Annotated in this window: 25 protein-coding genes; 17 read left to right on the forward strand and 8 right to left on the reverse strand. The window is 64.7% G+C overall.

Features of this window, described 5'->3' with window-relative positions; translation table 11 throughout:
* Positions 1–36: 36 nt before the first annotated feature.
* Both ACVILL_RS21715 and ACVILL_RS21720 read left to right on the forward strand, forming a co-directional pair.
* Entirely contained in the window at positions 37–615 is a 579-nt protein-coding gene (locus tag ACVILL_RS21715) for a hypothetical protein (protein ID WP_456734324.1), read from the forward strand.
* 260 nt (positions 616–875) lie between these two features.
* Positions 876–1,484 carry a hypothetical protein gene (locus ACVILL_RS21720; RefSeq protein ID WP_456730906.1) on the forward strand — a complete coding sequence of 203 codons (609 nt, stop codon included), beginning with the start codon at positions 876–878 and terminating at the stop codon, positions 1,482–1,484.
* Between the two features lie 111 nt (positions 1,485–1,595).
* Here the strand turns inward: ACVILL_RS21720 and ACVILL_RS21725 are convergent, their stop codons facing one another.
* Positions 1,596–2,732 carry an alpha-hydroxy acid oxidase gene (locus ACVILL_RS21725; RefSeq protein WP_456730907.1) on the reverse strand — a complete coding sequence of 379 codons (1,137 nt, stop codon included), beginning with the start codon at positions 2,730–2,732 and terminating at the stop codon, positions 1,596–1,598.
* 129 nt (positions 2,733–2,861) lie between these two features.
* On the opposite strand from ACVILL_RS21725, the gene ACVILL_RS21730 reads away from it, so the two are divergent.
* From ACVILL_RS21730 to ACVILL_RS21780, 11 genes are all read left to right on the forward strand, one after another.
* Positions 2,862–3,035, forward strand: a complete 174-nt coding sequence (locus ACVILL_RS21730; protein ID WP_456730908.1) for a hypothetical protein — start codon at positions 2,862–2,864, stop codon at positions 3,033–3,035.
* Positions 3,036–3,252: 217 nt separating this feature from the next.
* Positions 3,253–4,599: a phosphoglucosamine mutase gene (glmM, locus tag ACVILL_RS21735; protein WP_456730909.1), complete on the forward strand. Its 1,347-nt coding sequence runs from the start codon at positions 3,253–3,255 to the stop codon at positions 4,597–4,599.
* A gap of 269 nt (positions 4,600–4,868) precedes the next feature.
* A complete protein-coding gene (locus tag ACVILL_RS21740) occupies positions 4,869–6,119 on the forward strand; it encodes an MFS transporter (protein ID WP_456730910.1) in 1,251 nt (416 codons plus the stop codon).
* A 311-nt stretch (positions 6,120–6,430) separates the two neighbouring features.
* On the forward strand, positions 6,431–7,282 hold the full coding sequence (locus ACVILL_RS21745) for an outer membrane protein (RefSeq protein ID WP_456730911.1): 852 nt from the start codon (positions 6,431–6,433) through the stop codon (positions 7,280–7,282).
* A gap of 189 nt (positions 7,283–7,471) precedes the next feature.
* Entirely contained in the window at positions 7,472–8,293 is an 822-nt protein-coding gene (locus ACVILL_RS21750; RefSeq protein WP_181196143.1) for an outer membrane beta-barrel protein, read from the forward strand.
* A gap of 72 nt (positions 8,294–8,365) precedes the next feature.
* Complete coding sequence (locus ACVILL_RS21755) at positions 8,366–8,956, forward strand: glutathione S-transferase family protein (RefSeq protein ID WP_456730912.1); 591 nt, start codon at positions 8,366–8,368, stop codon at positions 8,954–8,956.
* A gap of 18 nt (positions 8,957–8,974) precedes the next feature.
* Positions 8,975–9,445, forward strand: a complete 471-nt coding sequence (locus tag ACVILL_RS21760) for a GNAT family N-acetyltransferase (protein ID WP_456730913.1) — start codon at positions 8,975–8,977, stop codon at positions 9,443–9,445.
* A gap of 164 nt (positions 9,446–9,609) precedes the next feature.
* Positions 9,610–9,804 (forward strand): hypothetical protein, encoded by a 195-nt coding sequence (locus ACVILL_RS21765; protein ID WP_456730914.1) that lies wholly within the window; start codon positions 9,610–9,612, stop codon positions 9,802–9,804.
* A gap of 88 nt (positions 9,805–9,892) precedes the next feature.
* Positions 9,893–11,065 (forward strand): phosphoserine transaminase, encoded by a 1,173-nt coding sequence (locus tag ACVILL_RS21770; protein WP_456730915.1) that lies wholly within the window; start codon positions 9,893–9,895, stop codon positions 11,063–11,065.
* A 124-nt stretch (positions 11,066–11,189) separates the two neighbouring features.
* On the forward strand, positions 11,190–12,779 hold the full coding sequence (gene serA, locus ACVILL_RS21775) for a phosphoglycerate dehydrogenase (protein WP_456730916.1): 1,590 nt from the start codon (positions 11,190–11,192) through the stop codon (positions 12,777–12,779).
* A gap of 251 nt (positions 12,780–13,030) precedes the next feature.
* On the forward strand, positions 13,031–14,203 hold the full coding sequence (locus ACVILL_RS21780) for a thiolase family protein (RefSeq protein WP_456730917.1): 1,173 nt from the start codon (positions 13,031–13,033) through the stop codon (positions 14,201–14,203).
* A 73-nt stretch (positions 14,204–14,276) separates the two neighbouring features.
* Here ACVILL_RS21780 and ACVILL_RS21785 read toward each other — a convergent pair whose 3' ends face one another.
* On the reverse strand, positions 14,277–14,735 hold the full coding sequence (locus ACVILL_RS21785; RefSeq protein ID WP_456730918.1) for a MarR family winged helix-turn-helix transcriptional regulator: 459 nt from the start codon (positions 14,733–14,735) through the stop codon (positions 14,277–14,279).
* A gap of 84 nt (positions 14,736–14,819) precedes the next feature.
* Here ACVILL_RS21785 and ACVILL_RS21790 point away from each other — a divergent pair, with 84 nt between their 5' ends.
* The 3 genes from ACVILL_RS21790 to ACVILL_RS21800 all read left to right on the forward strand — a co-directional run bounded on the left by ACVILL_RS21790 (position 14,820) and on the right by ACVILL_RS21800 (position 19,045).
* Positions 14,820–16,247 carry an MFS transporter gene (locus ACVILL_RS21790; RefSeq protein WP_456730919.1) on the forward strand — a complete coding sequence of 476 codons (1,428 nt, stop codon included), beginning with the start codon at positions 14,820–14,822 and terminating at the stop codon, positions 16,245–16,247.
* A 187-nt stretch (positions 16,248–16,434) separates the two neighbouring features.
* A complete protein-coding gene (locus tag ACVILL_RS21795) occupies positions 16,435–18,126 on the forward strand; it encodes a mucoidy inhibitor MuiA family protein (RefSeq protein ID WP_456730920.1) in 1,692 nt (563 codons plus the stop codon).
* 82 nt (positions 18,127–18,208) lie between these two features.
* Complete coding sequence (locus ACVILL_RS21800) at positions 18,209–19,045, forward strand: enoyl-CoA hydratase-related protein (protein ID WP_456730921.1); 837 nt, start codon at positions 18,209–18,211, stop codon at positions 19,043–19,045.
* A 24-nt stretch (positions 19,046–19,069) separates the two neighbouring features.
* Here ACVILL_RS21800 and ACVILL_RS21805 read toward each other — a convergent pair whose 3' ends face one another.
* The 6 genes from ACVILL_RS21805 to ACVILL_RS21830 all read right to left on the reverse strand — a co-directional run bounded on the left by ACVILL_RS21805 (position 19,070) and on the right by ACVILL_RS21830 (position 24,410).
* Positions 19,070–19,513 (reverse strand): hypothetical protein, encoded by a 444-nt coding sequence (locus ACVILL_RS21805; RefSeq protein ID WP_456730922.1) that lies wholly within the window; start codon positions 19,511–19,513, stop codon positions 19,070–19,072.
* Between the two features lie 255 nt (positions 19,514–19,768).
* Positions 19,769–21,121: an esterase-like activity of phytase family protein gene (locus ACVILL_RS21810; protein ID WP_456730923.1), complete on the reverse strand. Its 1,353-nt coding sequence runs from the start codon at positions 21,119–21,121 to the stop codon at positions 19,769–19,771.
* A gap of 238 nt (positions 21,122–21,359) precedes the next feature.
* Positions 21,360–22,151 carry a heme ABC transporter ATP-binding protein gene (locus ACVILL_RS21815; protein WP_456730924.1) on the reverse strand — a complete coding sequence of 264 codons (792 nt, stop codon included), beginning with the start codon at positions 22,149–22,151 and terminating at the stop codon, positions 21,360–21,362.
* On the reverse strand, positions 22,148–23,248 hold the full coding sequence (locus ACVILL_RS21820; RefSeq protein ID WP_456730925.1) for a FecCD family ABC transporter permease: 1,101 nt from the start codon (positions 23,246–23,248) through the stop codon (positions 22,148–22,150). Before ACVILL_RS21820 ends, ACVILL_RS21815 begins: the two co-directional genes overlap by 4 nt.
* Entirely contained in the window at positions 23,245–24,195 is a 951-nt protein-coding gene (locus ACVILL_RS21825; protein WP_456730926.1) for a heme/hemin ABC transporter substrate-binding protein, read from the reverse strand. The genes ACVILL_RS21820 and ACVILL_RS21825 overlap by 4 nt, the downstream gene beginning before the upstream one ends.
* Before the next feature lie 8 nt (positions 24,196–24,203).
* Positions 24,204–24,410: a hemin uptake protein HemP gene (locus ACVILL_RS21830; protein ID WP_456734325.1), complete on the reverse strand. Its 207-nt coding sequence runs from the start codon at positions 24,408–24,410 to the stop codon at positions 24,204–24,206.
* On the opposite strand from ACVILL_RS21830, the gene ACVILL_RS21835 reads away from it, so the two are divergent.
* Positions 24,328–24,504 carry a hypothetical protein gene (locus ACVILL_RS21835; protein WP_456734478.1) on the forward strand — a complete coding sequence of 59 codons (177 nt, stop codon included), beginning with the start codon at positions 24,328–24,330 and terminating at the stop codon, positions 24,502–24,504. The two genes, ACVILL_RS21830 and ACVILL_RS21835, sit on opposite strands and share 83 nt — an antisense overlap.
* The last annotated feature ends 106 nt before the right edge of the window (positions 24,505–24,610 follow it).

Genomic DNA, 24,610 nt, shown 5'->3' on the forward strand with positions numbered 1-24,610 from the left:
CGTTCCCATCTCATTCGTCCGTTCATTGCGCTTGCGATGGTGACGGCGTCCACGCTTTATGCGCTTGCGCAGCAGCCGCCGACGCCGACGCGGGTGCGTGGAACCGTCGAGAGTGTCGACGGCGATACGCTCGCGGTGAAGTCGCGCAGCGGCGAAGACGTCAAGCTGCACATGGCCGGCAACATGGTGGTGCTCGGTCTCACCAAGATCGCCCTGGCCGACATCAAGGTCGGTTCCTTCATCGGCACGACCACGGTGCCCGGCCCCGACGGCACGCCGAAGGCGGTCGAGGTGCATGTGTTCCCCGAGAACATGCGCGGTACCGGCGAGGGGTCGCGGCCGTACGATCTGAAGCCGAACAGCAGCATGACCAACGCGACGGTCGCGCAATCCGTCGTCAGCAATGACGGTCACACGCTGCTGGTCAAGTACAAGGACGGCGAGAAGAAGGTGCAGGTCGCGCCGGATACGCCGGTCGTGACCTATGTTCCCGGCGAGAAGGCGGACCTGAAGGCCGGCGCCAAGGTGATCGCCTTCATGAAGAAGCTGCCCGACGGCTCGTTCGAGACCGACCGCGTCAGCGTCGGCCGCGACGGCCTGATGCCGCCGATGTAACGCGCAGCGTGTAGCCCGGATGGAGCGAAGCGAAATCCGGGAATCCTTCAAGGGCGGTCCCCCGGATTTCGCTTCGCTCCATCCGGGCTACGGCTTGCTGCGCTCAAGCGCATCACCTGTCCGTGACCGCAGTAACGGCCCCTCATCCGGTGCGCAATTGTCGTGCGAGCCGCCACTCCAGCGAGGAGTTGTGGCTTGCACGGAATACCACCAATCCCCCGGTGTTCCCTGATTCGCCAGCCAAACCCATGAGGGACACCATGCCGAAATCGCCGCTCTTTGCTGCATTGCTTCTCGTTGCCTTTGCCTCGGCCGCATCCGCACAGCAGCCGCCGGCGCTGCGCATTCGCGGCACCATCGAGGCCGTCGATGGCGCTACGCTGTCGATCAAGTCACGCGACGGCGCCGACATGAAGGTACGGACCACCGACAACGTCGCGGTGTTCGGCGTCGCCAAGACCGATTTGTCGGAGATCAAGCCCGGTTCCTACATCGGCGTTACCGCGATGCCCGAGCCTGACGGAACACAAAAGGCAATTGCGGTTCACATCTTCCCGGAGAACCAGCGCGGCGCCGCCGAAGGCTTCCGTCCCTGGGACCTGCGCGCCAACTCGACCATGACCAACGCCACCGTCGCCGAGACCGTGAAGGGCACTGACGGCCAGAACATCACGGTGAAATACAAGGACGGCGAGAAGAAGGTTGTGGTGCCGCCGGGCACCCCGGTCGTCACCTTCGTCTCCGGCGACAAGTCGGAACTCAAGCCGGGCGCCAAGATCATCATCTTCGCCGCGGTGAAGAAGGAAGACGGCACGCTGGAGGCCAACCGCGTCAATGTCGGCCGCGACGGTGTTACGCCGCCGATGTGACGCGAAGCGTCATCCCGGGGCGAAGCGTAGCATCAAGCCCGGGATCTCGAGCCACAAGCTCCGCTGTCGTCCCGGCGAAAGCCGGCACGACGATGAGTGTTGCAGCGTGATCTAGACCGCCAGCACCTTGTCGTCGATCTCGGCGATGGTGTTGACGCCGCACAGACCCATCGTGGTGGTGAGCTCCTTGCCCAGGATGTCGAGCGCCTTGGCGACGCCGGCCTCGCCGCCGGCGCCGAGGCCGTAGGCATAGGCGCGGCCGATCATGCAGGACTTCGCGCCGAGCGCGAGCGCGCGCATGATGTCCATGCCGGTGCGGATGCCGCCGTCGAACATGATCTCGAGCTGTGATCCGACCTCGTCGACGATTTCAGGCAGCACCTCGATCGAGGACGGTGCGCCGTCGAGCTGGCGGCCGCCATGGTTGGAGACCACGATCGCCTGCGCGCCGCTCTTGGCGGCGAGCTCGGCGTCCTCGACGTCGAGAATGCCTTTCAGGATCAGCTTGCCCGGCCAGATCGAGCGGATCCAGTCGATGTCTTTCCAGTTCAGCGTGGTGTCGAACTGGGACGCGGTCCATTCTGACAGCTTGACGATGTCGTCCATGCCTTTGACGTGACCGGCAATGTTGCCGAAGGTCCGGCGCTTGCCGCGCAGCACGCCGGATACCCAGGCGGGCTTGGTCGCGAAGTCGACCAGCTTCGACAGCGACCATTCCGGCGGCACCGTCATGCCGTTCTTGATGTCCTGGTGGCGCTGGCCGATCACCTGCAGGTCGACGGTCAGCACCAGCGCCGAGCATTTTGCGGCGATCGCGCGCTCGATCAGCGCCTTGATGAAGCCGCGGTCCTTCATGACGTAGAGCTGGAACCAGAACGGCTTGTCGACCGCGGCGGCGATGTCCTCGATCGAGCAGATCGACATCGTGCTCTGCGTGAAGGGAATGCCGGCGGCCTGGGCGGCGCGGCAGGCGTAGATCTCGCCGTCGCCATGCTGCATGCCGAGCAGGCCGACCGGCGCCAGGATCAGCGGCATCGAGGCCTGCTCGCCGAGGATCGTGGTCGCCAGGCTGCGCTTGGACACGTCGACTAGGATGCGCTGGCGGAACTTGATCTGCTGCAGGTCCTCGGAGTTGGCGCGCAGCGTGTCCTCCGTATAGGAGCCGCGGTCCGCATAATCGAAAAACGCCTTCGGCACCCGGCGCTTGTGCAGCTGGCGCAGATCTTCGATGCAGGTAATGTGCTTCATGGACGGTCCCGGCCCTTCTTCTTCTATGTCGTCGCAAGTCTATTGAAGCGAGGCTTGCGGGTGTTCGCTCTTGCCGTCATCTAGCATGGTTGAAGGGGCTGCCAAATCGAAGACGGATGGGAGGTCACGATGACCCAATCAGGCTCCAAGCCGAAAGCAGACGACAGCGCCGAAAAGCGTCGGCTCGACGAGGCCCTGGAAGAGGGGCTGAAGGAGACGTTTCCCGGTTCCGACCCCGTCAATGTTACCCAGCCGGCCCCCACCAAGGGTGACCAGCACGTCAAGCGCAACGGCAAAGGATAGGGGACAGCGCTCGTTCCCGAGGGTTGCCGAGATGGAAATAATGTTATATTATTCAGTGTCTTAAGCTCAAGGAACGCGGTTTGGCCGCGGTAATGATTCATCATATTTTTTGAAGTCATTTTAGCGCCTGGCAGTCTATAAGGCCGATGCACGCTAGACTGGTGGGCGTTCGGGACTCTCTCGCCGGGTGGTTCGAGAGGTCCGTGTTGGGGGTACCATGAGCCGCAAATATTTCGGGACCGATGGGATTCGGGGCCGCGCCAATGGGCTGATCACGCCGGAGCTCGCGCTCAAGGTGGGGCAGGCCGCAGGCTTGGTGTTTCAGCGGGGCGACCATCGCCATCGCGTCGTGATCGGCAAGGACACGCGGCTGTCCGGCTACATGATCGAATACGCCATGGTCGCGGGCTTCACCTCGGTCGGCATGGACGTGCTGCTGGTCGGCCCGATGCCGACGCCGGCGATCGCGATGCTGACCAAGTCGATGCGCGCCGATCTCGGGGTGATGATCTCGGCGTCGCATAATCTTTTCGAGGACAACGGCATAAAGCTGTTCGGCCCGCAGGGCTTCAAGCTGTCCGACGACGTCGAGAAGCAGATCGAGCAGCTGCTCGACGAATCGCTCGACCGCCGCCTGGCGCAGAGCGCGAGCCTCGGCCGTGCCCGCCGCATCGACGGCGTCCATGACCGCTACATCGAATTCGCCAAGCGCACGCTGCCGCGCGACCTCTCGCTCGACGGCCTGCGCGTGGTGGTCGATTGCGCCAACGGCGCCGCCTACAAGGTGGTGCCGGAAGCGCTGTGGGAGCTCGGCGCCGACGTGGTGCCGATCGGCGTCGAACCCGACGGCTTCAACATCAACAAGGAATGCGGCTCCACCTCGCCGGAGGCGCTGTCGAGGAAGGTGCGCGAGATGCGCGCCGACATCGGCATCGCGCTCGACGGCGATGCCGATCGCGTCATCTTGGTCGACGAGCGCGGCCACATCGTCGACGGCGACCAACTGCTCGCGGTGATCGCGCAGAGCTGGAAGGAAGAGGGACGCCTCGCCAAGCCAGGCATCGTCACGACCGTGATGTCCAATCTCGGGTTGGAGCGCTTCCTGCAGGGCCACGGGCTCTCGATGGTCCGCACCCCTGTCGGCGACCGCTATGTGCTCGAGCAGATGCTGAGCGGCGGCTACAATCTCGGCGGCGAGCCGTCGGGCCACATCATCATGTCGGACTATTCGACGACCGGCGACGGCTTCGTCGCGGCGTTGCAGGTGCTGGCCGTGGTGCAGAAGCTGCGTCGTCCGGTGTCGGAGATCTGCCGGCGTTTTGATCCGTTGCCGCAGATTCTGAAGAACGTGCGCTATCGCAGCGGCAAGCCGCTCGACAATGCCGAGGTCAAGTCCGCGATCACCGACGGCGAGAACCGCCTCAACGGCCATGGCCGCCTGCTGATCCGTCCCTCCGGCACCGAGCCGGTGATCCGCGTGATGGGCGAGGGCGACGACCGCATCCTGGTGGAAGAGGTCGTCGACAACATCGTCAGCGCACTCGGCCACGCCGCCGCGGCTTAAAGGCTGCTGTTTCCAGTCGCAGGCTGTTGATCCCGTCATCCCGAGGAGCGCGCTTTAGCGCGCGTCTCGAAGGATGCACGGCCGCCAGCCGGGCCGTCGACCCTTCGAGACGCGCTAGGCGCTCCTCAGAGTGACGGTGAAAGAGCTTCGGACTGAGCGGACGCCTCCGCCACACAGCGCATCGCTGCCATCGGCTGGCGCAACTGGTCCCGGCTACCTCCGCGTCGTACGACACCGGTGCATTTGCGACTCGTCCGGGGAATCCTGCATTGAACAAGCCCGTCGTGAGCGAACAGGCGCTGGGTGAGCCGGTGCCGGTGCCGGAGTTGACGGCCGCGAAGGCGGCCGCCGCTGCGGGGCCGGCCTATGTCGTGCTCGCCGGCATCAGCTTCTCGCACTTCCTCAACGACACGATGCAGTCGCTGATCGCCTCGGTCTATCCGATCCTTAAGGACAATTACGCGCTCGACTTCGCGCAGATCGGCATGATCACGCTGGCGTTCCAGTTCACGGCGTCGCTGCTGCAGCCGCTGGTCGGGCATTTCACCGACAAGAAGGCGCAGCCGTTTTCGCTTTCGATCGGCATGGGCTTCACCTTCTTCGGGCTGTTGCTGCTCAGCGTCGCGCACTCTTACGGGATCATCCTGATCGCGGCTTCGCTGGTCGGCCTTGGGTCCGCAGTGTTCCACCCGGAATCGTCGCGCATCGCGCGGCTGGCTTCAGGCGGACGTTACGGTTTCGCGCAATCGGTGTTCCAGCTCGGCGGCAGTTTCGGCACCTCGATGGGGCCGGTGCTCGCCGCCTTGATCGTGGTGCCGTTCGGCCAGCCCTCGATCGCCTGGTTCTCCTCGATCGCGTTTCTTGCCATCGTGATCCTCTGGCGCATCGGCGGCTGGTACAAGCCGCAGATCGCAGGCAAGAAGGCGGCCGTCATCGCGCGGCATCCCGACCATCCGGACCAGCGGCGCGTGAGGATCGCGCTCGTCGTGCTGGTCGCGCTGCTGTTCTCCAAACAGCTCTATGTCTCGAGCCTGTCGAGCTATTACATCTTCTATCTGATCGACAGGTTCGGTGTCTCGACGCAGGCGGCGCAGCTCTATCTGTTCGTCTTCCTCGCCGCCAACGCCGTGGGTGCGTTCATCGGCGGGCCGCTCGGCGACCGCTTCGGCCGCAAATACGTGATCTGGTTCTCGATCCTCGGCGCGCTGCCGTTCACGCTGGCGCTGCCCTATGCCGGGCTGTTCGCCAGCGCTGTGCTGACGGTTGTGATCGGCTTGATCATCTCGTCGGCGACGTCGGCGATCATCGTGTTCGCGCAGGAATTGATGCCGCATCGCTTCGGCATGATCTCCGGCGTGTTCTTCGGTGCCGCCTTCGGCATCGGCGGCCTCGGCGCCGCGGTGCTCGGCAAGCTCGCCGACCACACCTCGATCGCGTTCGTCTATCAGCTGTGCGCATTCCTGCCGGCGATCGGCCTGCTCGCGGTGTTCCTGCCGAAGATGCCGAAGACTGTTCGCTGAACTCCCGCCGGCGAGGGACGCAGGCGCTTCGTCCGCGTTAAGCATTCGCTAACATTCGCGGCCCGCGTGCGCTGCAGACGGCGCGCATGCGTCAACGCTTCATTAGCACTTGTGGCGAGATCGCCATCTTTCGCGGCCGCATGCGCGCATTGATGGACCTATAAGCGACAGCCACACAAATAGGTGAGAGAAAATCAACCTTAAAAATTAGGGTTAAGTGCCGCTTAAACATTTCCTGCCATCGTCCACCCGTGAGTTTCAGACGTGGGGCTTTCGTGTGTCGCCTCACTTGGCCCAAAAGGACGAAGCCAATGCGTAGCGTAAAGACCCTGATTGCCGCAGGCGCGGCATCTCTGTTGTCCTCGGCGGCGTTCGCCGCCGACATGCCCATCATGCCGCCGCCCCCGATGGCGTATGCGCCTCCGCCGGTCCAGGATTTCGGCGGCTGGTATCTGCGCGGCGATGTCGGCGTGACCAACACCCGGGCTAGGCTGCACGTCAACGCCTACGACACGCTGCCGGCCGGCACCGCCTTCAACCAGTACGGTCACGGTTTCGATGGCGGCATGCTCTTCGGCCTCGGCGTCGGCTACCAGTTCAACAGCTGGTTCCGCGCCGACATCACCGGTGAGTATCGCTCGAAGGTGAGCTTCAACGGCACCGATTTCTTCACGTTCCCCGGGCCGAGCTCGCTGGGCGACACCTATCATGGCGGCATCCAGAGCTGGGTCGGCCTCGTCAACGTCTACGCCGATCTCGGCACCTGGGGCTGCCTGACGCCGTTCATCGGTGCGGGTGTCGGTGCCGCAGTGCTCAAGACGTCGGCGTTCTCCGACGTCGCGACGTTCCCGAGCGGGTCGGGCCTGACCAGCTCCTTCATCGCCGATGGCGCCACCAAGACCAACTTCGCCTGGGCGCTGCACGCCGGTGTCGCCTACAAGGTCACCAACAACTTCACGGTCGAGCTGGCCTATCGCTACCTCGACATGGGCACCGCCGGCCAGGGCCAGGGGCACTTCTTCGACGGCACGCCGACCGGTCCTTCGAGCTTCCAGTTCCGCGACATCACCTCGCAGGACGTCAAGCTCGGCGTGCGCATGGCCTTGCCCTGCTGCGACGTGCCGCCGCCGCCCCCGCCGCCCCCGCTGATCCGCAAGGGCTGATAAGGGTTAATTTCGTCCCTTCACGGTTAACGATTGAAACGGCGCGGAATCATCCCGCGCCGTTTTTCTTTGCCTGTCATGTGGCGAGCTTCTGCAACTTCCATGGTCGAAATCGGGCGGCAACAACGATTGGTTAAGGTTAACAGGCGATGATCAACGCGCATTCGATGAGTGGGATGGAGCGTTGCGATGCGTAGGTTCTTGCTGGCGGCGATGATGATGAGCGCTGTGACGGTTGCGCACGCGGCCGATATGCCGGACTTCCCGATTCTGCGCGGCGGTTTCAGCGATGCGCCCAGCGCACCCGTCAACTGGCGCGGCTTCTACATCGGTGGGCAGGGTGGCTACGGTTCATCAGATGAGAATTTCATCGGCACGAACGCCAACCTGCTGGCGGGGTTGCTGGATCACAATGTCATCCAGCAGATGGACGTCTCGAACTGGAATCTCGGTCTCGGCAAGGCATCCCAGCGATCCTCGGCCTGGGGTGGCTTCGCCGGCTACAACTGGCAATACGACGACGTCGTCGTCGGTATCGACGCGAGCTACATGCACGGAAAGTTCGGCGGTGCTTCCCTCGCGAGCAAGGAACTGGTGAGCGGCAATGCGCTCACCGACGGCAACTTCCATGACGTGCGGGTCGATTCGACTGCGTCGATCCGGATCAACGACATGGCCACGATTCGCGGCCGCGCCGCCTATGCCTGGGGCTGCTTCCTGCCTTACATCTTCGGCGGTGTCGCGTTCGGCAATGCCGATATCTCGCGCTCCGTCACAGTGAACGACGCAGTCAGCACCAGCCAATTGGGGCCATTCACGCAGCTCGCGCCACTGACCGCATCGGACGTCCAGCACAATCACCTGGTCTACGGCTACACCGGTGGTCTCGGCTTCGATGTCAATATCACCGGTGGGCTGTTCATGCGCGCCGAGTGGGAATACGTACGCTTCACCTCCACCGTCGATACCAGCATCAACACCGTGCGCGCCGGTCTCGGTTACAAGTTCTGAGGCAAAGCCGCGCAGCTTGACAGCGCATGGCGTGACTGATCGGATATTGCTCCGCAAGCGGAGCGACCTCGCATGAAAATCCACGGCGACGCCAATTCAGGCAATTGCCTGAAGGTGAAATGGGTGTGCGACAGGCTGGCGCTGCCCTACACATGGGTCGAGATCGACACCATGAAGGGCGGCAGCCGGACGGCGGAATTCCTCAAGCTGAACGGCTGGGGCCAGGTGCCGACGGTCGAGCTCGATGACGGCCGCACGCTCGCGCAATCCAACGCCATCATCCGCTACCTCGCGCGCGGCAGCGATCTGATCCCAAACGATCCCTATCGCGCGGCGCAGATGGATGCGTGGATGTTCTGGGAGCAGAACAGCCACGAGCCCTATGTCGCCGTCTGCCGTTTTCAGGTCGTGTATCTCGGCAAGGCGGTGTCGGAGATCGATCCGAATCTCCTGAAGCGCGGCTATGTCGCGCTCGATCATCTGGAGCGGCATCTTGCGGGCGCGCAATTCCTGGTCGGAGATCAATTCTCGCTGGCCGACGTGTCGCTGCTCGCCTACACGCGCATGGCCGAGGATGGCGGCCTCGCGCTCGAACGCTATCCCATGATCCGCCGCTGGATCGCCGATGCCGAGCATGAGCTCGCGCTGCCGCCCGTTCGCTGACCTCGTGTGAACACCGCCATGACTGACGCTTCATCGATCACGATCCGCCGCGCGCACCGCGAGGACGTTGCCGCCATCGTCGGCATGCTGGCGGACGATCCGCTCGGCAGCGCGCGCGAGCGGATCGAGGATCCGCTGCCGCAAAGCTATTACGAGGCTTTCGCGCGGGTCGAGCGCGATCCCAATCTGCAACTCGTCGTCGCCGTCGACGGGGAGGGCGCCGTGGTCGGCTGCCTGCAGCTTGCGGTTCTGCCGGGCATCAGCTCGCAGGGCGGCTGGCGCGGCCTGCTGGAGGACGTCCGTGTTGCAAAACATTGCCGCAGCCTCGGAATCGGTGAGAAACTGGTGCAGTGGGCGGTCGGAGAAGCGCGCGCGAAAGGCTGCATGCTCGTCGAGCTCCTGACGCATCACACGCGCGTCGATGCACAGCGCTTCTACGAACGGCTTGGATTCGCGCGCAGCCATGTCGGGATGACGCTGCGATTCTGAACGCGCAAGAAGTTGTGCCATCGAGCAGGCAATGCCTGCGGTAGCCGTAGCTGCTCTATCCGGTTAACAGCCAATAAACTAAGCCGGCCTCCGTGATTTTACGGGGCGGAACGAGTCCGGTATGTCGGACGTCTCCCACGGGGCGGCGGCAACTGGGGATTGGAATGTCGGACTATTCGATTGTGCGGGTCGGCAACGAGTACATCGTGCAGGCCGGCGACAAGAGCATTTTGAAGATTTCGAGCCGGCGCAGGGCGGTTAAGATCATGACTCTCGCGGCAGATTTGCTCGATCAGCAGCAGGTCGAGGACGCTCCTTCAATCAGCCGTGATCCGCCGATTGGTGCGGAAGAGCCCTAGCTTCCTTGACGTTTGAGGGCCTTTCCACTATCTCCGACCGCGGGAAACCTCTCCCCACCGAGAGGCAGCTATCTGGAAGGGTAGATTTATGACTGCAGCGAAGCCCGCTTCGCGGCCCAATGTGCCGCATTTTTCCTCCGGCCCCTGCGCCAAGCGCCCCGGCTGGAACCCCGAAAATCTCAAGGACGCCGCCCTCGGCCGCTCGCATCGCGCGAAGGTCGGTAAGGCCAAGCTGAAGCTCGCGATCGAACTGACGCGCGAAGTGCTTGAAGTGCCCGCCGATTACAAGATCGGCATCGTGCCGGCGTCGGACACCGGCGCGGTCGAGATGGCGCTGTGGTCGCTGCTCGGTGCGCGGCCCGTCACCACGCTCGCCTGGGAATCCTTCGGCGAGGGTTGGGTCAGCGACATCGTCAAGGAATTGAAGCTGAAGGACGTCACCAAGCTGAACGCGGCTTACGGTGAAATCCCCGATCTCTCCAAGGTCGATCCTGCGTCGGACGTCGTCTTCACCTGGAACGGCACCACCTCGGGCGTGCGCGTGCCGAACGCCGACTGGATCAGCGCAAGCCGTGAAGGTCTGACGATCTGCGACGCGACCTCGGCCGCCTTCGCGCAGCCGCTCGATTTCGCCAAGCTCGACGTCGTCACCTTCTCCTGGCAAAAGGCGCTCGGCGGTGAAGCCGCCCACGGCATGCTGATCCTGTCGCCGCGTGCGGTGGAACGGCTCGAGACCTACAAGCCGGCCTGGCCGCTGCCGAAGATCTTCCGCCTCACCAAGGGCGGCAAGCTCAACCAGGGCATCTTCGAAGGCGAGACCATCAACACGCCGTCGATGCTCTGCGTCGAGGACTATCTCGACGCGCTGAACTGGGCGAAGTCGATCGGCGGCCTGAAGGCGCTGATCGCCCGCGCCGACGCCAACACCAAGGCGCTCGCCGACTGGAAGGCGAAGACGCCCTGGATCGACTTCCTGGCCAAGGATCCCGCGATCCGCTCCAACACCTCGGTGTGCCTGAAGTTCACCGATCCCGCGATCACCTCGCTTCCCGCTGATGCGCAGGCCGACTTCTGCAAGAAGCTGGTCGCGCTGGTGGAGAAGGAGAACGCCGGTTTCGACTTCGCGTATTACCGCGATGCGCCGGCGGGCCTGCGGATCTGGTGCGGCGCCACTGTCGAGGCAAAGGACGTCGAGCTGCTGACGCAGTGGATTGACTGGGCTTTTGCGGAGACCAAGGCCGCGCTGCCGAAAGCGGCTTAAGCGAACTTTCTAGCTCATCTCGTCATGGCCGGGCCTGACCCGGCCATCCATCAAGAAAGATGGACCCCCGGGTAAAGCCCGCGGGTGACGACTGCAGATCAATCGTCATTGACGGATCACACCCATGACAAAACCCAAGGTTCTCATTTCCGACGCGCTGTCCCCGGCCGCCGTGCAGATCTTCAAGGATCGCGGCGTCGAGGTCGACTTCCAGCCCAACCTCGGCAAGGACAAGGACAAGCTCGCCGAGATCATCGGCAATTATGATGGCCTTGCGATCCGCTCGGCCACCAAGGCGACCGCCAAGATCATCGAGAAGGCGACGAAGCTGAAGGTGATCGGCCGCGCCGGCATCGGCGTCGACAATGTCGAGATCCCGGCTGCGACCGCCAAGGGCATCATCGTGATGAATACGCCGTTCGGCAATTCGATCACGACCGCCGAGCACGCCATCACCCTGATGCTGGCGCTGGCGCGCGAGATCCCGCAGGCCGACGCCTCGACCCAGGCCGGCAAGTGGGAGAAGAACCGCTTCATGGGCGTCGAGATCACCGCCAAGACGCTGGGCGTGATCGGCTGCGGCAATATCGGCTCGATCGTCGCCGACCGCGCGCTCGGCCTGCGCATGAAGGTGATCGCGTTCGATCCGTTCCTGTCGCCGGAGCGCGCCAAGGACATCGGCGTCGAGAAGGTCGAGCTCGACGACCTGCTCAAGCGCGCCGATTTCATCACGCTGCATACGCCGCTGACCGAGAAGACCCGCAACGTCATCGACGCGGCCGCGATCGCCAAGATGAAGAAGGGCGTCCGCATCATCAACTGCGCCCGCGGCGGCCTGGTCGACGAGCAGGCGCTGGTCGATGCGCTGAATTCCAAGCATGTCGCGGGCGCCGCCTTCGACGTCTTCGTCGAGGAGCCGGCGACGACGAACGTGCTGTTCGGCCATCCCAACGTGATTTGCACCCCGCATCTCGGCGCGTCCACCACGGAAGCGCAGGAGAACGTTGCGTTGCAGGTCGCCGAGCAGATGTCGGACTATCTGCTGTCGGGCGCGATTTCCAACGCGGTCAACTTCCCCTCGATCACGGCCGAAGAGGCGCCGAAGCTGAAGCCGTTCATCGAGCTCGCCGAAAAGCTCGGCTCGTTCGCGGGCCAGCTCACCGAGAGCGGCATCCTCAAGACCACGATCACCTATGAAGGCCATGTCGCCGAGATGAAGATCAAGGCGATCACTTCGGCTGTGCTGTCCGGCCTGCTGCGCCCGATGCTGGGCGAGGTCAACGTGGTGTCGGCGCCGGTCGTCGCCAAGGAGCGCGGCATGGTGGTGGACGAGGTGGTCCGCGCCGCGCAGAGCGACTATGAAAGCCTGATCACGGTCACCGTCGCGACCGAGCGCCAGGAGCGTTCGGTGTCCGGCACCGTCTACGCCGACGGCAAGCCGCGCCTGGTCGACATCAAGGGTATCCGCGTCGACGCCGAATTCGGCAAGTCGATGATCTACGTGACCAACGAGGACACGCCGGGCTTCATCGGCGCGTTCGCTAGCCTCTTGGGTGATGCGAAAATCAATATCGCGACCTTCCATCTCGGCCGCGTCAAGCAGGGCGGCGACGCCATCGCGCTGGTCGAGGTCGACGGCCCGGTGCCGGCGGAGCTGCTCGGCAAGGTGCAGACGTTGCCGCAGGTGAAGCAGGCCAAGGCGCTGACGTTTTAGAGGCGCTGACGTTCTAGGATGCCGACGTCTTAAACGCTGTTTGAGCGGTTCTCGTTGTCGTCCGGCGCGACGAACAAAGATACCGCTCAAGCGCATCGATATTCCGATCTGCGGAACATGACGCCGCCTCCGGTCCCGGAGGCGGCGTTTGCCGTTCTGGGGCCTCTGGTATCCCTGTTGCGCCCGCCGAAAAATGTGTACGAACGGGCCACGACACGCCACAATGACCGTCATCTCGAAGGGAGAAAACAATGCGTGAAGCCGTAATCGTTTCCTACGCGCGCACCGGCCTGGCAAAGTCCGGCCGTGGCGGATTCAACATCACCCCGCCGATGTCGCTTGCCGCGCACGCCATCCAGCATGCCGTCGAGCGCGCCGGCGTCGCCAAGGACTATGTCGAGGACTGCTATCTCGGCAATTGCGCGCATGGTGCGCCGAACATCGGCCGCCAGGCGGCGCTGCTCGCCGGCCTGCCGAAGACCACCGCCGGCGTCTCGGTGAACCGCTTTTGCTCGTCGGGCCTGCAGACCATCGCGATGGCCGCCAACTCGATCCGTTCGGATGGTTCCGACTGCATCGTCGCCGGCGGTGTCGAGAGCATCTCGATTCCCGGCGGCGGCTCGCCGAAGGAATCGATCGATCCGGAGCTGCTCAAGACCGCGCCCGACATCTTCATGGCGATGATCGATACCGCCGACATCGTCGCCGAGCGCTACAAGCTCAGCCGCGAATACCAGGACGAGTATTCGCTGGAGTCGCAGCGCCGCATGGCGGCCGCCCAGCAGGCCAACAAGTTCAAGGACGAAATCGTCCCCATGAAGACCAAGATGAAGGTGGTCGACAAGGCGACCAAGGCCGAGTCGATCGTCGACTACGTGGTCGACCGCGACGAGTGCAATCGTCCTGAGACCACGCTGGAAGGCCTTGCCAAGCTCGAGCCGGTCAAGGGCCCGGGCAAGTTCGTCACCGCCGGCAATGCCAGCCAGCTCTCCGACGGCGCCGCCGCCGTGGTGCTGATGGAAGCCAAGGATGCCGAGAAGCGCGGCCTCAACCCGCTCGGCCGCTTCGTGGCCTGGGCCTCGGCCGGCTGCGAGCCTGACGAGATGGGCATCGGGCCGGTGTTTGCTGTGCCGAAGCTGTTGAAGCGGCACGGCCTGAAGGTCGACGACATCGATCTCTGGGAGCTCAACGAGGCGTTCGCCAGCCAGTGCCTCTATTCGCGCGACCAGCTCGGCATCGATCCCGAGAAGTACAACGTCAATGGCGGCTCGATCGCGATCGGCCATCCGTTCGGCATGACCGGCGCCCGGCTCACCGGCCACCTGCTGCAGGAAGGCCGTCGCCGCAAGGCCAAGTGGGGCGTCGTGACCATGTGCATCGGCGGTGGTCAGGGCGGCGCCGGCCTGTTCGAGATCTACAGCTGAGCGCGATCAACCCTGATCGTGCACGAACGAGCGGTCCGGCGCCAACGCCGGGCCGCTTTTCATTTGAAGCCGGCTATGCCGCCGGCAAATCCGCCGCCCGGTCGCCGAATTCGAGCGCGGCGATCAGTTCGAGCGTCTGCCTGAGATCGGCAGCCTGCTTCGCGCCAAACGCCGTCTCGAAACGGTCCTGCGCCTCAAGCCATGCGGCCTGTGATTCCGCGAGCCTGGCTTCGCCGCGTTTGGTGAGCCGCACCAGCCTGCTGCGGCGGTCGTTCTTGTCGACGGTGATGGTCAGGAGGCCGTCGCGCTCGAGCGGCTTGAGGTTGTGGTTGAGGGCCGTACGGTCGAGCACCAGGGCTGCGGCAAGTTCGCCCATCGTCGGCGCACCGGACCTTTTGACATAGACCAGAATGGCCCGCTGCGTGCCGCGCAGCCCGGACCTCGCAAGGACCTGATCATAGAGCTGCGACACCCGCCGCGTCGCCTTGCGCAACGCCGTGAGATTGCACCGGCTGGTTTCGATCTTCGCCATCGCCGCCTCCCGTGACCTTGACAAATATATGTATATGCACCTAATGACAATAGGTGCATATACACGTATATCTGGAGGGGTGTGATGTCTGACGTCGAGGCGGAATCCATTGGGCTCGCTGTCGGGACGGATGTGCGGCCGCGGTCCCGCGCCGCAACGCCGCGCCAGGTGCTCGCGATCGTCTCGGTCGGAATCTGCCTCGCAAACCTCGACCTGTTCATCGTCAATGTCGGGCTGCCGAACATCGCGCAGGAATTCCGCGGCGCTTCGCTCGAGGATCTGTCCTGGATCCTGAATGCCTATGCGATTTCCTATGCGGCGCTGTTGGTGTTCTTCGGCCGGCTCGCCGAACGCCACAGCCGCAATCTCAGCTTCCTGCTTGGCGTCGCGCTGTTTACGGCCGCGTCGGCGGCCTGTGCTCTGGCGTCAAATGTCGAATTCCTGGTGGTCGCACGCATCGCGCAAGCCGCCGGGGCAGCCTTGATGACGCCGACGTCGATTGGTCTGCTGCTGGCATCCTTTCCGCCGGAGCAGCGTGCCGGTGCGGTGCGCACCTGGACGGCGGTAGGCGGCCTTGCGGCAGCGCTTGGGCCGCTGGTCGGTGGCGTGCTGGTGACCTTCGACTGGCGCTGGATCTTCATTGTCAACGTTCCGATCGGTCTCGTCGCCATTGTAATAGGTTGGCGGAAATTGCCCGAAGTGCCGGGCCATGACGCACCTCGCCCCAGTCCATGGGCGGCGCTGCTGGTGACCTGCGGAATCGGCGCGTTGACCTTCGCGATCGTGAAGGCGAACGATTGGGGCTGGAGCTCACGCGGCATCGTCTACAGCCTTGCCGCCGCGGCAATCTGCCTCGCAGCCTTTGCCTTGCACTGTCTCAGATCGCGAAACCCCTTCGTCGATCCCGCCCTGTTCAAGGTGCGGCCGTTCACCGGGGCCACCTTGGTCATGGCGCCTTACTCGGCGGCTTTCGGCGCGATGCTGCTGTCGGTGGCGCTGTGGGAGCAAACCGTGTGGGGCTGGTCAGCGCTGAAGTCCGGCGTTGCGATCGCGCCGGGTCCGCTGCTTGTCCCGTTCACCTCGCTGTTGTTCGCCGGCCGCCTGATCGCGCGATTTGGTGCTGCGGCCGTTGTATCCGCCGGCATCGTGTCGTTCGCGAGCGGCCTCACGATCTGGGCAACGTTGCTTGGTGCGGAGCCCAACATGCCTGCTTTTGTGGTCGGTATGATGTTCACCGGTATCGGCGTCGGACTGACCTTTCCGACCCTGATGGGGGTCGGTGCCGGCGCACTGCCGCCATCGTCGTTTGCCACCGGCTCCGGCGTCATCAACATGATCCGGCAGGCGGCGCTGGCGATCGGCGTCGCGATCTTCGTTGCGATCCTGGCAACGCCGGTCTCGATGACTGAGCGGATCGCGGCGTTTCAGCGCGGCTGGTGGATCATGATCGCGATCACGGTTGCCGGCTTCGTGCCGAATTATCTGTTCATCCGGCGCCGGGCCGGGCGCTAACGCGCGAAAGACACCGCCGCGCCATGCGGCAGCCTTGGCGACGCCATGGTCGCGCCGCAGGGAAACCTCAAGGAAACCTCAATCGAACCAGTCCCTTCCTCGCTGCGTCTCACCACCAGAAACGGCGCGCGCCCGCGTTTGGCGCGCTGTTCGTCTCGCGCGCGATGCGTTTTTCCGGAGGGATGTCATGCGAACAATTGCGAACTGTCTTGTTACCACCGGCCTGGTGCTGGTAGGTGCGCTGGTTGCCCGGCCGCTCTATGCAGCCAATCTCGACGCGGCGTCGCAGGTCGACGCGGTCACCGTCTATCCCGATGGCGCGAGCGTCACCCGCGTCATCACGCTGGATCTGCCCGCCGGCGACAACACGCTCATCGCGAAGGATTTCCCGATCGGGCTCGATCCGTCCTCGCTGCGGGTCGAGGGCGAGGGCGGAGCGAAGCTCACGATCGGTGCGATCGATACCAAGCTGCCTGGGCCGTTGCTGCCGCAAAATCTCTCCGAGATCGACAAGCGCATCGAGGCGCTCAACGATCAGCGCGCCGATTTGCAGGGACTGATCAGCGCAGCAGAGGCGCGGCGCAAGTTCGCCGAGCGCTTTGCCGAGGCGTCGCCCGCGGGCCTCGGCGAGAAGGGCGAGGCGCGTCCGCTCAGCGAGTGGCGCGCGGCGTTCTCGGCGGTGGCCGACGAGGTCGCAACCGCCGACAGCGCGATCCGTGACGCCGAGCGAAAGATTCGCGTGATCGACCGCGACCTTGCGCAGCTCGCTGCCGATCGCACCAGCAAGCCGCCGAGCAAGGTCGAGGTGCGGATCGACTTGGCCTCCCAGGCGGCGACCAAAGCGACCTTGCGGGTCACCTATGCGGTTTCCAACGCGCGCTGGATGCCGCTCTACGATGCCCGTCTCGATACCGGCGCCAAGGACCGCAAGCCCGCGATCGAGCTGGTGCGCCGCGCCGAGATCACCCAGTCGACCGGCGAGGACTGGTCGAACGTGGCGCTCGCGGTCTCCACCGTGCGCGTCGCGCGCGGCGGCAATGCGCCCGACCTCAATTCGCTGGTCGTGAGATATCCGCAGCCGCCGCGACCGATGGCGACGTCGCAGGCAGACCGCGCCATGAAATCACGTGAGGCCCTTGCGCCCGCGCCGGCGGCGCCGGCCGATGCGATCCAGGAATTTCGCTTTGGGGGCGGCGCCTCCTTCGACATCGCAGCCGAGCGAGAGGCGACCGCCCAAGCCGGCGCGTTCCAGGCCAGCTTCAAGATCCCCGGCCGCGTCAGCGTTGGCGCCAATGAAGGCGCCAAGAGCCTGCGCATTGCAACGGCGACGATCACGCCCGACCTCGCGGTCCGCGCGGTCCCGGTGATCGATCCGACCGCGTTCCTGGAGGCGAGCTTCGTGCAGGCCGACGACGCGCCGCTGCTGCCGGGGCAGGTGTCGATCTACCGCGACGGCATCTTTGTCGGCCGCGGCCGGATGACCGCAACCGCCAAGGACGAGACCGTGCGGCTCGGCTTCGGCGCCGACGACAAGGTCAAGATCGAGCGCACGGTGGTGAAGCGCAACGAAGGCTCCGCCGGCCTGATCGTGACGACGTCGAAGACCGACGAGCGCGCGTTCAAGACCACGGTGCGCAACGGCCACGACTTCCCGATCAAGGTCGCGATCCAGGATCAGCTCCCGGTCAGCGAGCACGACGATATCGTGGTCGAGATGCTGCCGTCGTCGACACCTGCGACCACAACCAATCTGCGCGACAAGCGCGGTGTGCTGGAGTGGGCGTTCGAGGCCAAACCGACCGAGGTCCGCGACATCAATTTCGCCTGGCGGATGCGCTGGCCCAAGGACAAGGGCGTCGTGATGGTGCCGGCGGGGTGATCTGCATCTTAGGCCGATGACATCCCTCCCGATCTCGGGCATCACTTTGCCAAAGGCAAAAAGCCTGAGATTGGGAGGAACCATGACCTATCAGCACATCATCGTCGATGATCCGCGTCCGCGCGTCCGCCGCATCACGCTGAATCGCCCCGAGAAGCGCAACGCGCTCAACAACCGCCTGCGCGGCGAGATTTTCGAGGTGCTGGAACAAGCCGATCGCGATCCCGATATTTCGATCTCGATCCTGCGCGGCGCGGGACCCTGCTTCTCGGCGGGTTACGATCTCTCCGCCGACAACCGCGTCGACCAGCCCTATCATTCGGCATCCGGCCCGGGTCAATGGTCGCGCCACGTCGTCGAGGGCTGGTTCTCGATCTGGGATCTCGCAAAGCCCGTGATCGCGCAGGTGCACGGCTATTGCCTCGCCGGCGGCACCGAGCTCGCGACCGCCTGCGACGTGGTCTATGTCGCCGACGATGCCCAGATCGGTTATCCGCCGGTGCGGCTGATGAGCCCGCCCGACATGCAGTATCACCCCTGGCTGGTCGGCATGCGCCGCGCCATGGAATTGATGCTGACGGGCGATGCGATGTCCGGCCGCGAGGCCGCCGAATGGGGCTATGCGACCCGGTCGTTTCCGCTCGCCGAGCTCGAGGGGAAGACGCTGGACTTCGCCGAGCGCGCGGCAAAGGTGCCGATCGAATTGCAGCAGCTCAACAAGCGCTCAGTGCATCGCGCGATGGAGATCATGGGTGCCCGCGCCGCGATGCGTGCCGGCACCGAGATCCAGGCGTTGGCCTTCACCACCGAGGCGAGCAAGGCCTACATGGCGGGCTTCCGCCGCGACGGCGGCAGCATGAAGGTCCAGCTCGACGAGCGCGACACCACGTTCGGGGATTACCGGACGAAGAAGGAGTGACGTGGCTTGCCGCGAGAAACGGCGCTAGAAGCCGGCGTCCTGCTCCAGCCATTGCCGGTTGTCCCAGCGCGCGCGCCGGCCGACGATATATTCGCGCGCATCATCCATGAAGCGCACCTTGCTGGCGAGTGCCCCGACGAAGGCGGCCGCTGCCGCGATCCAGGGCCATAGATGCGCGAGCAGGGAGGCGGGTATTTGATCGGCGAACCCCGCCTGCAGCGCGCTCATTGCGAAGTAAGCCAATATGGCCCATGCGAGGGCCAGGATCGTTGCCACTGCCGCGTAGCTGTTCTGATGCAGTCTCACCAATCGTCGCATCAGGCACACATAGGCAAAGTAGGCGATCACGCCGAGCATCAAGGCAATGCATCCCGGCGGAAGCCCCCAGCTTTGGTCCCAGGCCAGGTAGACAATAAAGACCGCGGCGATGAGCGCCTCGATGTAGGTCAGAGTGGATTTCTCTCGCATGATTTTGCCCCAAGGCGACTCAAGTATCAGCCGAGGCTAGCATCATCTAGCGCATCGGTAGAAGGGCAATCGGAAGACAACCGATGGAATGGCTTGGCCTGACGGCGGCTCGTCAAATATCCGCTGTCATGTCCCGCCTCGAGCGGGGCATCCATTACGCCGCGGCCTCTCCGTTGAAATCAAACGTCTCTGGAATACTGTCGTCGCCTGGTCAAGCCGGGCGACGACAGGCGTGTGTTTGGCGATGGTAAAGGCTCACTTCGCCTTCAGGAAGTCGCCGACTTCGAGCAGCATGAACTCGTCGTCATCGGCCTTGTTCGGGTCGCGGCTCGAGGAGAACGGCAGATTGTTGTCGTTGCCGACGATGATGTGGGTCTCGTCGACCCGGTCGACATTCTCGATGGTGAAGAACGGGAAGGTGTAGACGCCGTCGTTGAGCGGCTTGCGCGCCTTCTTGTCCGGATCGCGGATCTTCAGGAGGTCGATATAGGCGATCTTGCGCACGGGCTTGCCGACATTGGCGTCGGACAGCTCGATCTTGTAGACGCGCTTGAACTTGGCGATGTCGGGAAAACAGTTCTCGCCGCGCTGGCCTTGCGGGCAGGCCTTGTCGGCGGTGCCTTCGCCATTGTCGCGCTCGATCACGAGGCCCTGGGTCGGATCGATCATGTTGAAATCGCCGATCGCATTGCCGTTCTGCTCGAACACATACTGCCAGGTGCGTCCGGTGAACTTCTCCGCCGCGACGTCGAATTCGAGGATGCGCGAGGCTTCCTTGCCGTCGACCTTCTCCCAATCCTTCTTGTCGGCATCCCACAGCGGCCCTTCGAGCAGGCCGTAGAGGAACTTGCCATCCTTGGAGGAGGCAAAGCCCTCATAGCCCTTGGAGCGGCGCAGATTGACGTTGGTGTAGGAGGCCCCCGGCGCGCCGGGCGACTGCACCGCCCAGTGATCCGGCGAACGCACCGGCTTGCCGTCGGCAACCGTCTCGAACACGGCGAGGACCTTGCCGGTCTTGTCGGCCTTCAGGATATAGGGCCCGAACTCGTCGCCGATCCAGAACGTGTCGTTGATGATCTGGAAGCCCTCGGTGTCGAAGTCGGCGCCGGTGAGGTAACGCTTGGCGGTGTCCTCATGCACGATGCGGAACGGCACCTTCTTGTCGGGATCGTGCAGGAACACGGTCTCCTGGCGTTCGATCTTGCCGCCGGCCCAGTCCATCTTGTACCGGTTCAGGTACAGCATCGAATCCGCCGAGTTGTAGCGCGAGCCCATGCCGTTGTCGGTGATCACCCAGAACGAGCCGTCCGGCATCATCTTGATGCCGGAATGGCCCTGCAGCGGCTGGCCCTTGAACGGCAGCGACACGCCGGTCGGCCGCTCGTAGGATTTGCCCATCACGGTGCCGATCGCATCGACGCGCTTGCCGGTGGTGTATTTGCCCGAGGTCTTCAGATCGTCGGGCGCGTCTGACGGGGCGTCGATAAAGCTCTCGGCCGGCATCACGGCGTGTCCTGCCAGCGTCGCCGGAAATTCGCCTTCGCCCTGCGCGAACGCCGTTGTGGCGAACAGGAGCGAGGCGACGGAACAGAGCAGTGACAGGCGCATGGTTGATCTCCCAACGGATAAACGATGCGGTGTTCTCCGAGCCGCCTGTTACAGCCGCCTGACAGTTTTGTGAATCGCTGATGTTGCGACGGGGTAAGGCTTGCGGCGTTAGGTCGCCTCTCTCCTGCTGTCCTCATCCTGAGGAGGCCGCGCAGCGGCCGTCTCGAAGGATGGGCCGCAGGCGACAGCCGGGCCTCATGGTTCGAGACGCGCGTGCCGCGCTCCTCACCATGAGGGTCTAAACTGGCCGCATCGTCTGCGGCAGCAGGAACGGCACGCCATCCCCGGTGTAGTCGATCGCGGCGTCGATCTCGAAGATCCGCCGGAGCGTGTCGGCCTGCATGGCGGCGGTGCGGTCGCCGTCGACGGCAAGCCGGCCGTGATGCAGCAGCAGGATGCGGTCGGCGAACCGCATCGCGAGGTTGAGGTCGTGCAGGATCGCGATCACGGCGGTGCCGCGCGCGGCCCGGCGCCGTGCCGTTTCGACCAGGTCGATCTGGTGCCGCAGATCGAGGCTCGACGTCGGCTCGTCCAGTAGCAGCAGCCCGGACCCGTGCAGCGCCTCGCCGCAGGCGAGCTGCACCAGCACGCGGGCGAAATGCGCGCGCTGCTGCTCGCCGCCGGACAGCGTCGGCAGTTGCCGGAAACGGAAATGTTCGAGCCCGACCTCGTCCAACGCTGCTGCAACCAGGGCGCGCGCCATGGCGCGCGGGCTCTCGCCGGCGCCCATGCTGACGATTTCCTCGACCGTGAACGGAAAGCTGACGTTGACATGCTGCGACAGCATCGCGCGGTGCTGCGCCAGCGCGCGGGGCCCGTAGGTATTGAGGTCGCGCTGCTTCAGCGTGATCGTGCCGTGCGAGGGACGGAGGTCGCCGGACAGCAACCGCAGCAGGGTCGATTTGCCGGCGCCGTTGGGCCCGACGATCGCGACCATCTCGCCGGCGCCGATCTGCAGCGACACCGCGTCGACCAGCGTCGCGCCGCCGACCGTCATCGAGACCGACTGGGCCTCGAGCAGGGCGGTCATAGCGACACCAGCCCGCGCTGGCGCAGCAGCATGGCGAGGAAGAACGGCGCGCCGATCGCAGCGGTCAGGATGCCGATCGGCATTTCCGCCGGCGCCACGATGGTGCGCGCCACCGTATCGGCGCCGACCAGCAGGATGGCGCCCAGCAACCCCGACGCCGGCAACAGCAGCCGATGCGCGGGGCCGATCACCAGCCGCAGCAGATGCGGCACCACGATGCCGACGAAACCGACCACGCCGCAGACCGAGACCGCAACCCCGGTCATCGCCGAGACCAGCACGATCGAGATCCGCTTCAGCCGCTCGACATCGACGCCGCTATGGAACGCCTCGGCCTCGCCGAGCACCAGCACGTCGAGCCCGCGCGCGATCGAGAGACAGGCGATCAGGGCCGCGGCCAGCACGGGCACGAGCGCCGTGAGCTTGCTCCAGGTCGCGCCGCTGAGCGAGCCCAGCATCCAGAAGGTGATGTCGCGCAGCTGGCGGTCGTCGGCGACGAACACCAAAAGGCCGATGCCGGCATTGGCGATCGCGGCAATCGCGAGCCCGGCCAGCAAGAAGATCGCAATCGAGGTCCGGCCGCCGCGACTGGCGATGGCATAGAGCACGATGGTCGTGAGCAGCGAGCCGGCAAAGGCCGCGATCGGAAGCAACTGATGTTGCAGGAAGCGCAGGCTCTCGCCGAGATGGCTGTCGGTGAACACGATCGCCGCCGCTGCGGCAAACGCGCCGCCGGAGGAGACGCCGACCAGCGCGGGGTCGGCGAGGGGGTTGCGGAACAGGCCCTGCATGACTGTTCCTGATACGGCAAGGAGTCCGCCGACCATCGCGGCCGCCGCGATCCGCGGAATCCGGATCGACCACACCACGAGCCGGTCGCGCGCGAGCAACGGATCGGCCGTGCCGTCGGCCCAAAGGCCGAGCGCGGCCGGAAGCCGCGCTAGTGGAATGCCGGCGGCGCCGACCGTCAGAGCAATCAACGCCGTCCCCGCGAGCGCCGCAAGCAGGCAGAGCAGGGTGAGTGTCGTCGCCGGCCGGAGCGATATGGCGCCGCGCCGTCGTCCTGCACGTGCGCGGCGCTCGGCCAGCACGCTCATTGCCGGCAATTCGCCGTCAGCGCCGACGGCTTGAAGCTGTCGGCCTCTGCCGCCAGCGCCGGATAGAGCTTGACCGAGAGGTCGCGCGCGGCGGCCGCGGTGCGCGGTCCGAAGCCGAGCAGATAAAGTCCTTCCATCGAGACGAAGGCCTTGTTGGCGGCGACCGGCGTCAGCGCGAAGGCCGGGTGCGTGAGCACGGCCTCCGATGTCAGCGAGTCCTTGCCGCGGTCGATCGACAGCACGATGTCCGGCTTCGCCGCCACGATGGCCTCGTCATTGACCGGCTTGTAGCCGTCGTAGCCGTCGATCGCGTTGACGCCGCCGGCGAGCTGGATGATTTCATCCGCGGCGGTCTTGTGGCCCGCGGCCAACGCCCGGCCGTTCAGGAGCGACATCACGAACATCACGCGCACCGGCTTCGTCACCTTGGCGCGCAGCGCGCGCAGTTGCGCGAGATCGCTTTCCACCGCGGTGGTCAGGCAGGCCGCGCGCGGATCGGCGCCCATGGCATGACCCACCAGCCGGATCTTCTCGATCAGCCCGGCCTCCGAGAACGTCTCGGGGACCAGCACCAGCGGTACCTTGGCCGCCTCGAGCACGTCCATGGTCTCCTTCGGTCCGGAGCCCTGCATCGCGAGCACCAGCGACGGGTGCAGGCCGAGCACGCCTTCCGGCGAGAGCTGACGCATATAGCCGACGTCTGGCTTTTCGCGCAGCGCCGCCGGCGGGTAAAGGCTGGTCGCATCGACGCCGGCGATGCGGTCCTCGAAGCCGAGCGCGTAAAGGATCTCGGTGATCGCGCCGCCGATCGAGACGATCCGTGTGGGATCGTCGATCACGACGTCGCGGTCGCGGGCGTCATGCACGGTGATGCCTTCGGCGGTCGCCACGCCGATCGGCAGCAGGCACGAGAATGCGAGCAAAGCGAGCGTGCGACAAATTGTCATCGGGGCCGTCACTTGGTCAGGATCAGCTTGTTCTGCGAGGTCAGCCGCAGCCGGTAGTGCTCTTCGCCATGCACGATGATGATCTCGCGCTCGGCCGCGAACAGCTCGCGGCTGTCGAGACGATTTCCGCGCATGATGAGCGTTCTGGCCGCGTTCGGTGCGGACTCGGCCTGCTTTCCTGCCGCGCCGATAGGGTCTCCGGAAGTTGCCGACATTGTCGTGGTGCTGCGCCTTCGAAACTTCAATGGTGTCTGCTTGTATAAGCGGGCGAAGGCGCATTCCAACGGCTGCACTTTACAATCGATGTAAACAGCGCCGCCGCATTCTTGACCGCTTTGTTGCCGGCTCGTAACCAATCATCACGCGGTGCAGGCGGGTGGCTTGCATCGCAACGTAGCCAGCAAGCCGCTTACCA

The organism is Bradyrhizobium sp. USDA 3364, from assembly GCF_054056355.1.

Bases quoted from the DNA above. Each gene is read 5' to 3' on its own strand.
- ACVILL_RS21730 (WP_456730908.1), top strand. From the start codon at position 2,862: ATGACCCAATCAGGCTCCAAGCCGAAAGCAGACGACAGCGCCGAAAAG.
- ACVILL_RS21785 (WP_456730918.1), bottom strand. From the start codon at position 14,735: ATGGCGAAGATCGAAACCAGCCGGTGCAATCTCACGGCGTTGCGCAAG.
- serA (WP_456730916.1), top strand. From the start codon at position 11,190: ATGACAAAACCCAAGGTTCTCATTTCCGACGCGCTGTCCCCGGCCGCC.
- ACVILL_RS21800 (WP_456730921.1), top strand. From the start codon at position 18,209: ATGACCTATCAGCACATCATCGTCGATGATCCGCGTCCGCGCGTCCGC.
- ACVILL_RS21765 (WP_456730914.1), top strand. From the start codon at position 9,610: ATGTCGGACTATTCGATTGTGCGGGTCGGCAACGAGTACATCGTGCAG.
- ACVILL_RS21770 (WP_456730915.1), top strand. From the start codon at position 9,893: ATGACTGCAGCGAAGCCCGCTTCGCGGCCCAATGTGCCGCATTTTTCC.
- ACVILL_RS21820 (WP_456730925.1), bottom strand. From the start codon at position 23,248: ATGAGCGTGCTGGCCGAGCGCCGCGCACGTGCAGGACGACGGCGCGGC.
- ACVILL_RS21810 (WP_456730923.1), bottom strand. From the start codon at position 21,121: ATGCGCCTGTCACTGCTCTGTTCCGTCGCCTCGCTCCTGTTCGCCACA.
- ACVILL_RS21815 (WP_456730924.1), bottom strand. From the start codon at position 22,151: ATGACCGCCCTGCTCGAGGCCCAGTCGGTCTCGATGACGGTCGGCGGC.
- ACVILL_RS21755 (WP_456730912.1), top strand. From the start codon at position 8,366: ATGAAAATCCACGGCGACGCCAATTCAGGCAATTGCCTGAAGGTGAAA.
- ACVILL_RS21780 (WP_456730917.1), top strand. From the start codon at position 13,031: ATGCGTGAAGCCGTAATCGTTTCCTACGCGCGCACCGGCCTGGCAAAG.
- ACVILL_RS21750 (WP_181196143.1), top strand. From the start codon at position 7,472: ATGCGTAGGTTCTTGCTGGCGGCGATGATGATGAGCGCTGTGACGGTT.
- ACVILL_RS21830 (WP_456734325.1), bottom strand. From the start codon at position 24,410: ATGTCGGCAACTTCCGGAGACCCTATCGGCGCGGCAGGAAAGCAGGCC.
- ACVILL_RS21790 (WP_456730919.1), top strand. From the start codon at position 14,820: ATGTCTGACGTCGAGGCGGAATCCATTGGGCTCGCTGTCGGGACGGAT.
- ACVILL_RS21825 (WP_456730926.1), bottom strand. From the start codon at position 24,195: ATGACAATTTGTCGCACGCTCGCTTTGCTCGCATTCTCGTGCCTGCTG.
- ACVILL_RS21795 (WP_456730920.1), top strand. From the start codon at position 16,435: ATGCGAACAATTGCGAACTGTCTTGTTACCACCGGCCTGGTGCTGGTA.
- ACVILL_RS21715 (WP_456734324.1), top strand. From the start codon at position 37: ATGGTGACGGCGTCCACGCTTTATGCGCTTGCGCAGCAGCCGCCGACG.
- ACVILL_RS21805 (WP_456730922.1), bottom strand. From the start codon at position 19,513: ATGCGAGAGAAATCCACTCTGACCTACATCGAGGCGCTCATCGCCGCG.
- ACVILL_RS21835 (WP_456734478.1), top strand. From the start codon at position 24,328: ATGATGAGCGTTCTGGCCGCGTTCGGTGCGGACTCGGCCTGCTTTCCT.
- ACVILL_RS21760 (WP_456730913.1), top strand. From the start codon at position 8,975: ATGACTGACGCTTCATCGATCACGATCCGCCGCGCGCACCGCGAGGAC.
- ACVILL_RS21725 (WP_456730907.1), bottom strand. From the start codon at position 2,732: ATGAAGCACATTACCTGCATCGAAGATCTGCGCCAGCTGCACAAGCGC.
- ACVILL_RS21720 (WP_456730906.1), top strand. From the start codon at position 876: ATGCCGAAATCGCCGCTCTTTGCTGCATTGCTTCTCGTTGCCTTTGCC.
- ACVILL_RS21745 (WP_456730911.1), top strand. From the start codon at position 6,431: ATGCGTAGCGTAAAGACCCTGATTGCCGCAGGCGCGGCATCTCTGTTG.
- glmM (WP_456730909.1), top strand. From the start codon at position 3,253: ATGAGCCGCAAATATTTCGGGACCGATGGGATTCGGGGCCGCGCCAAT.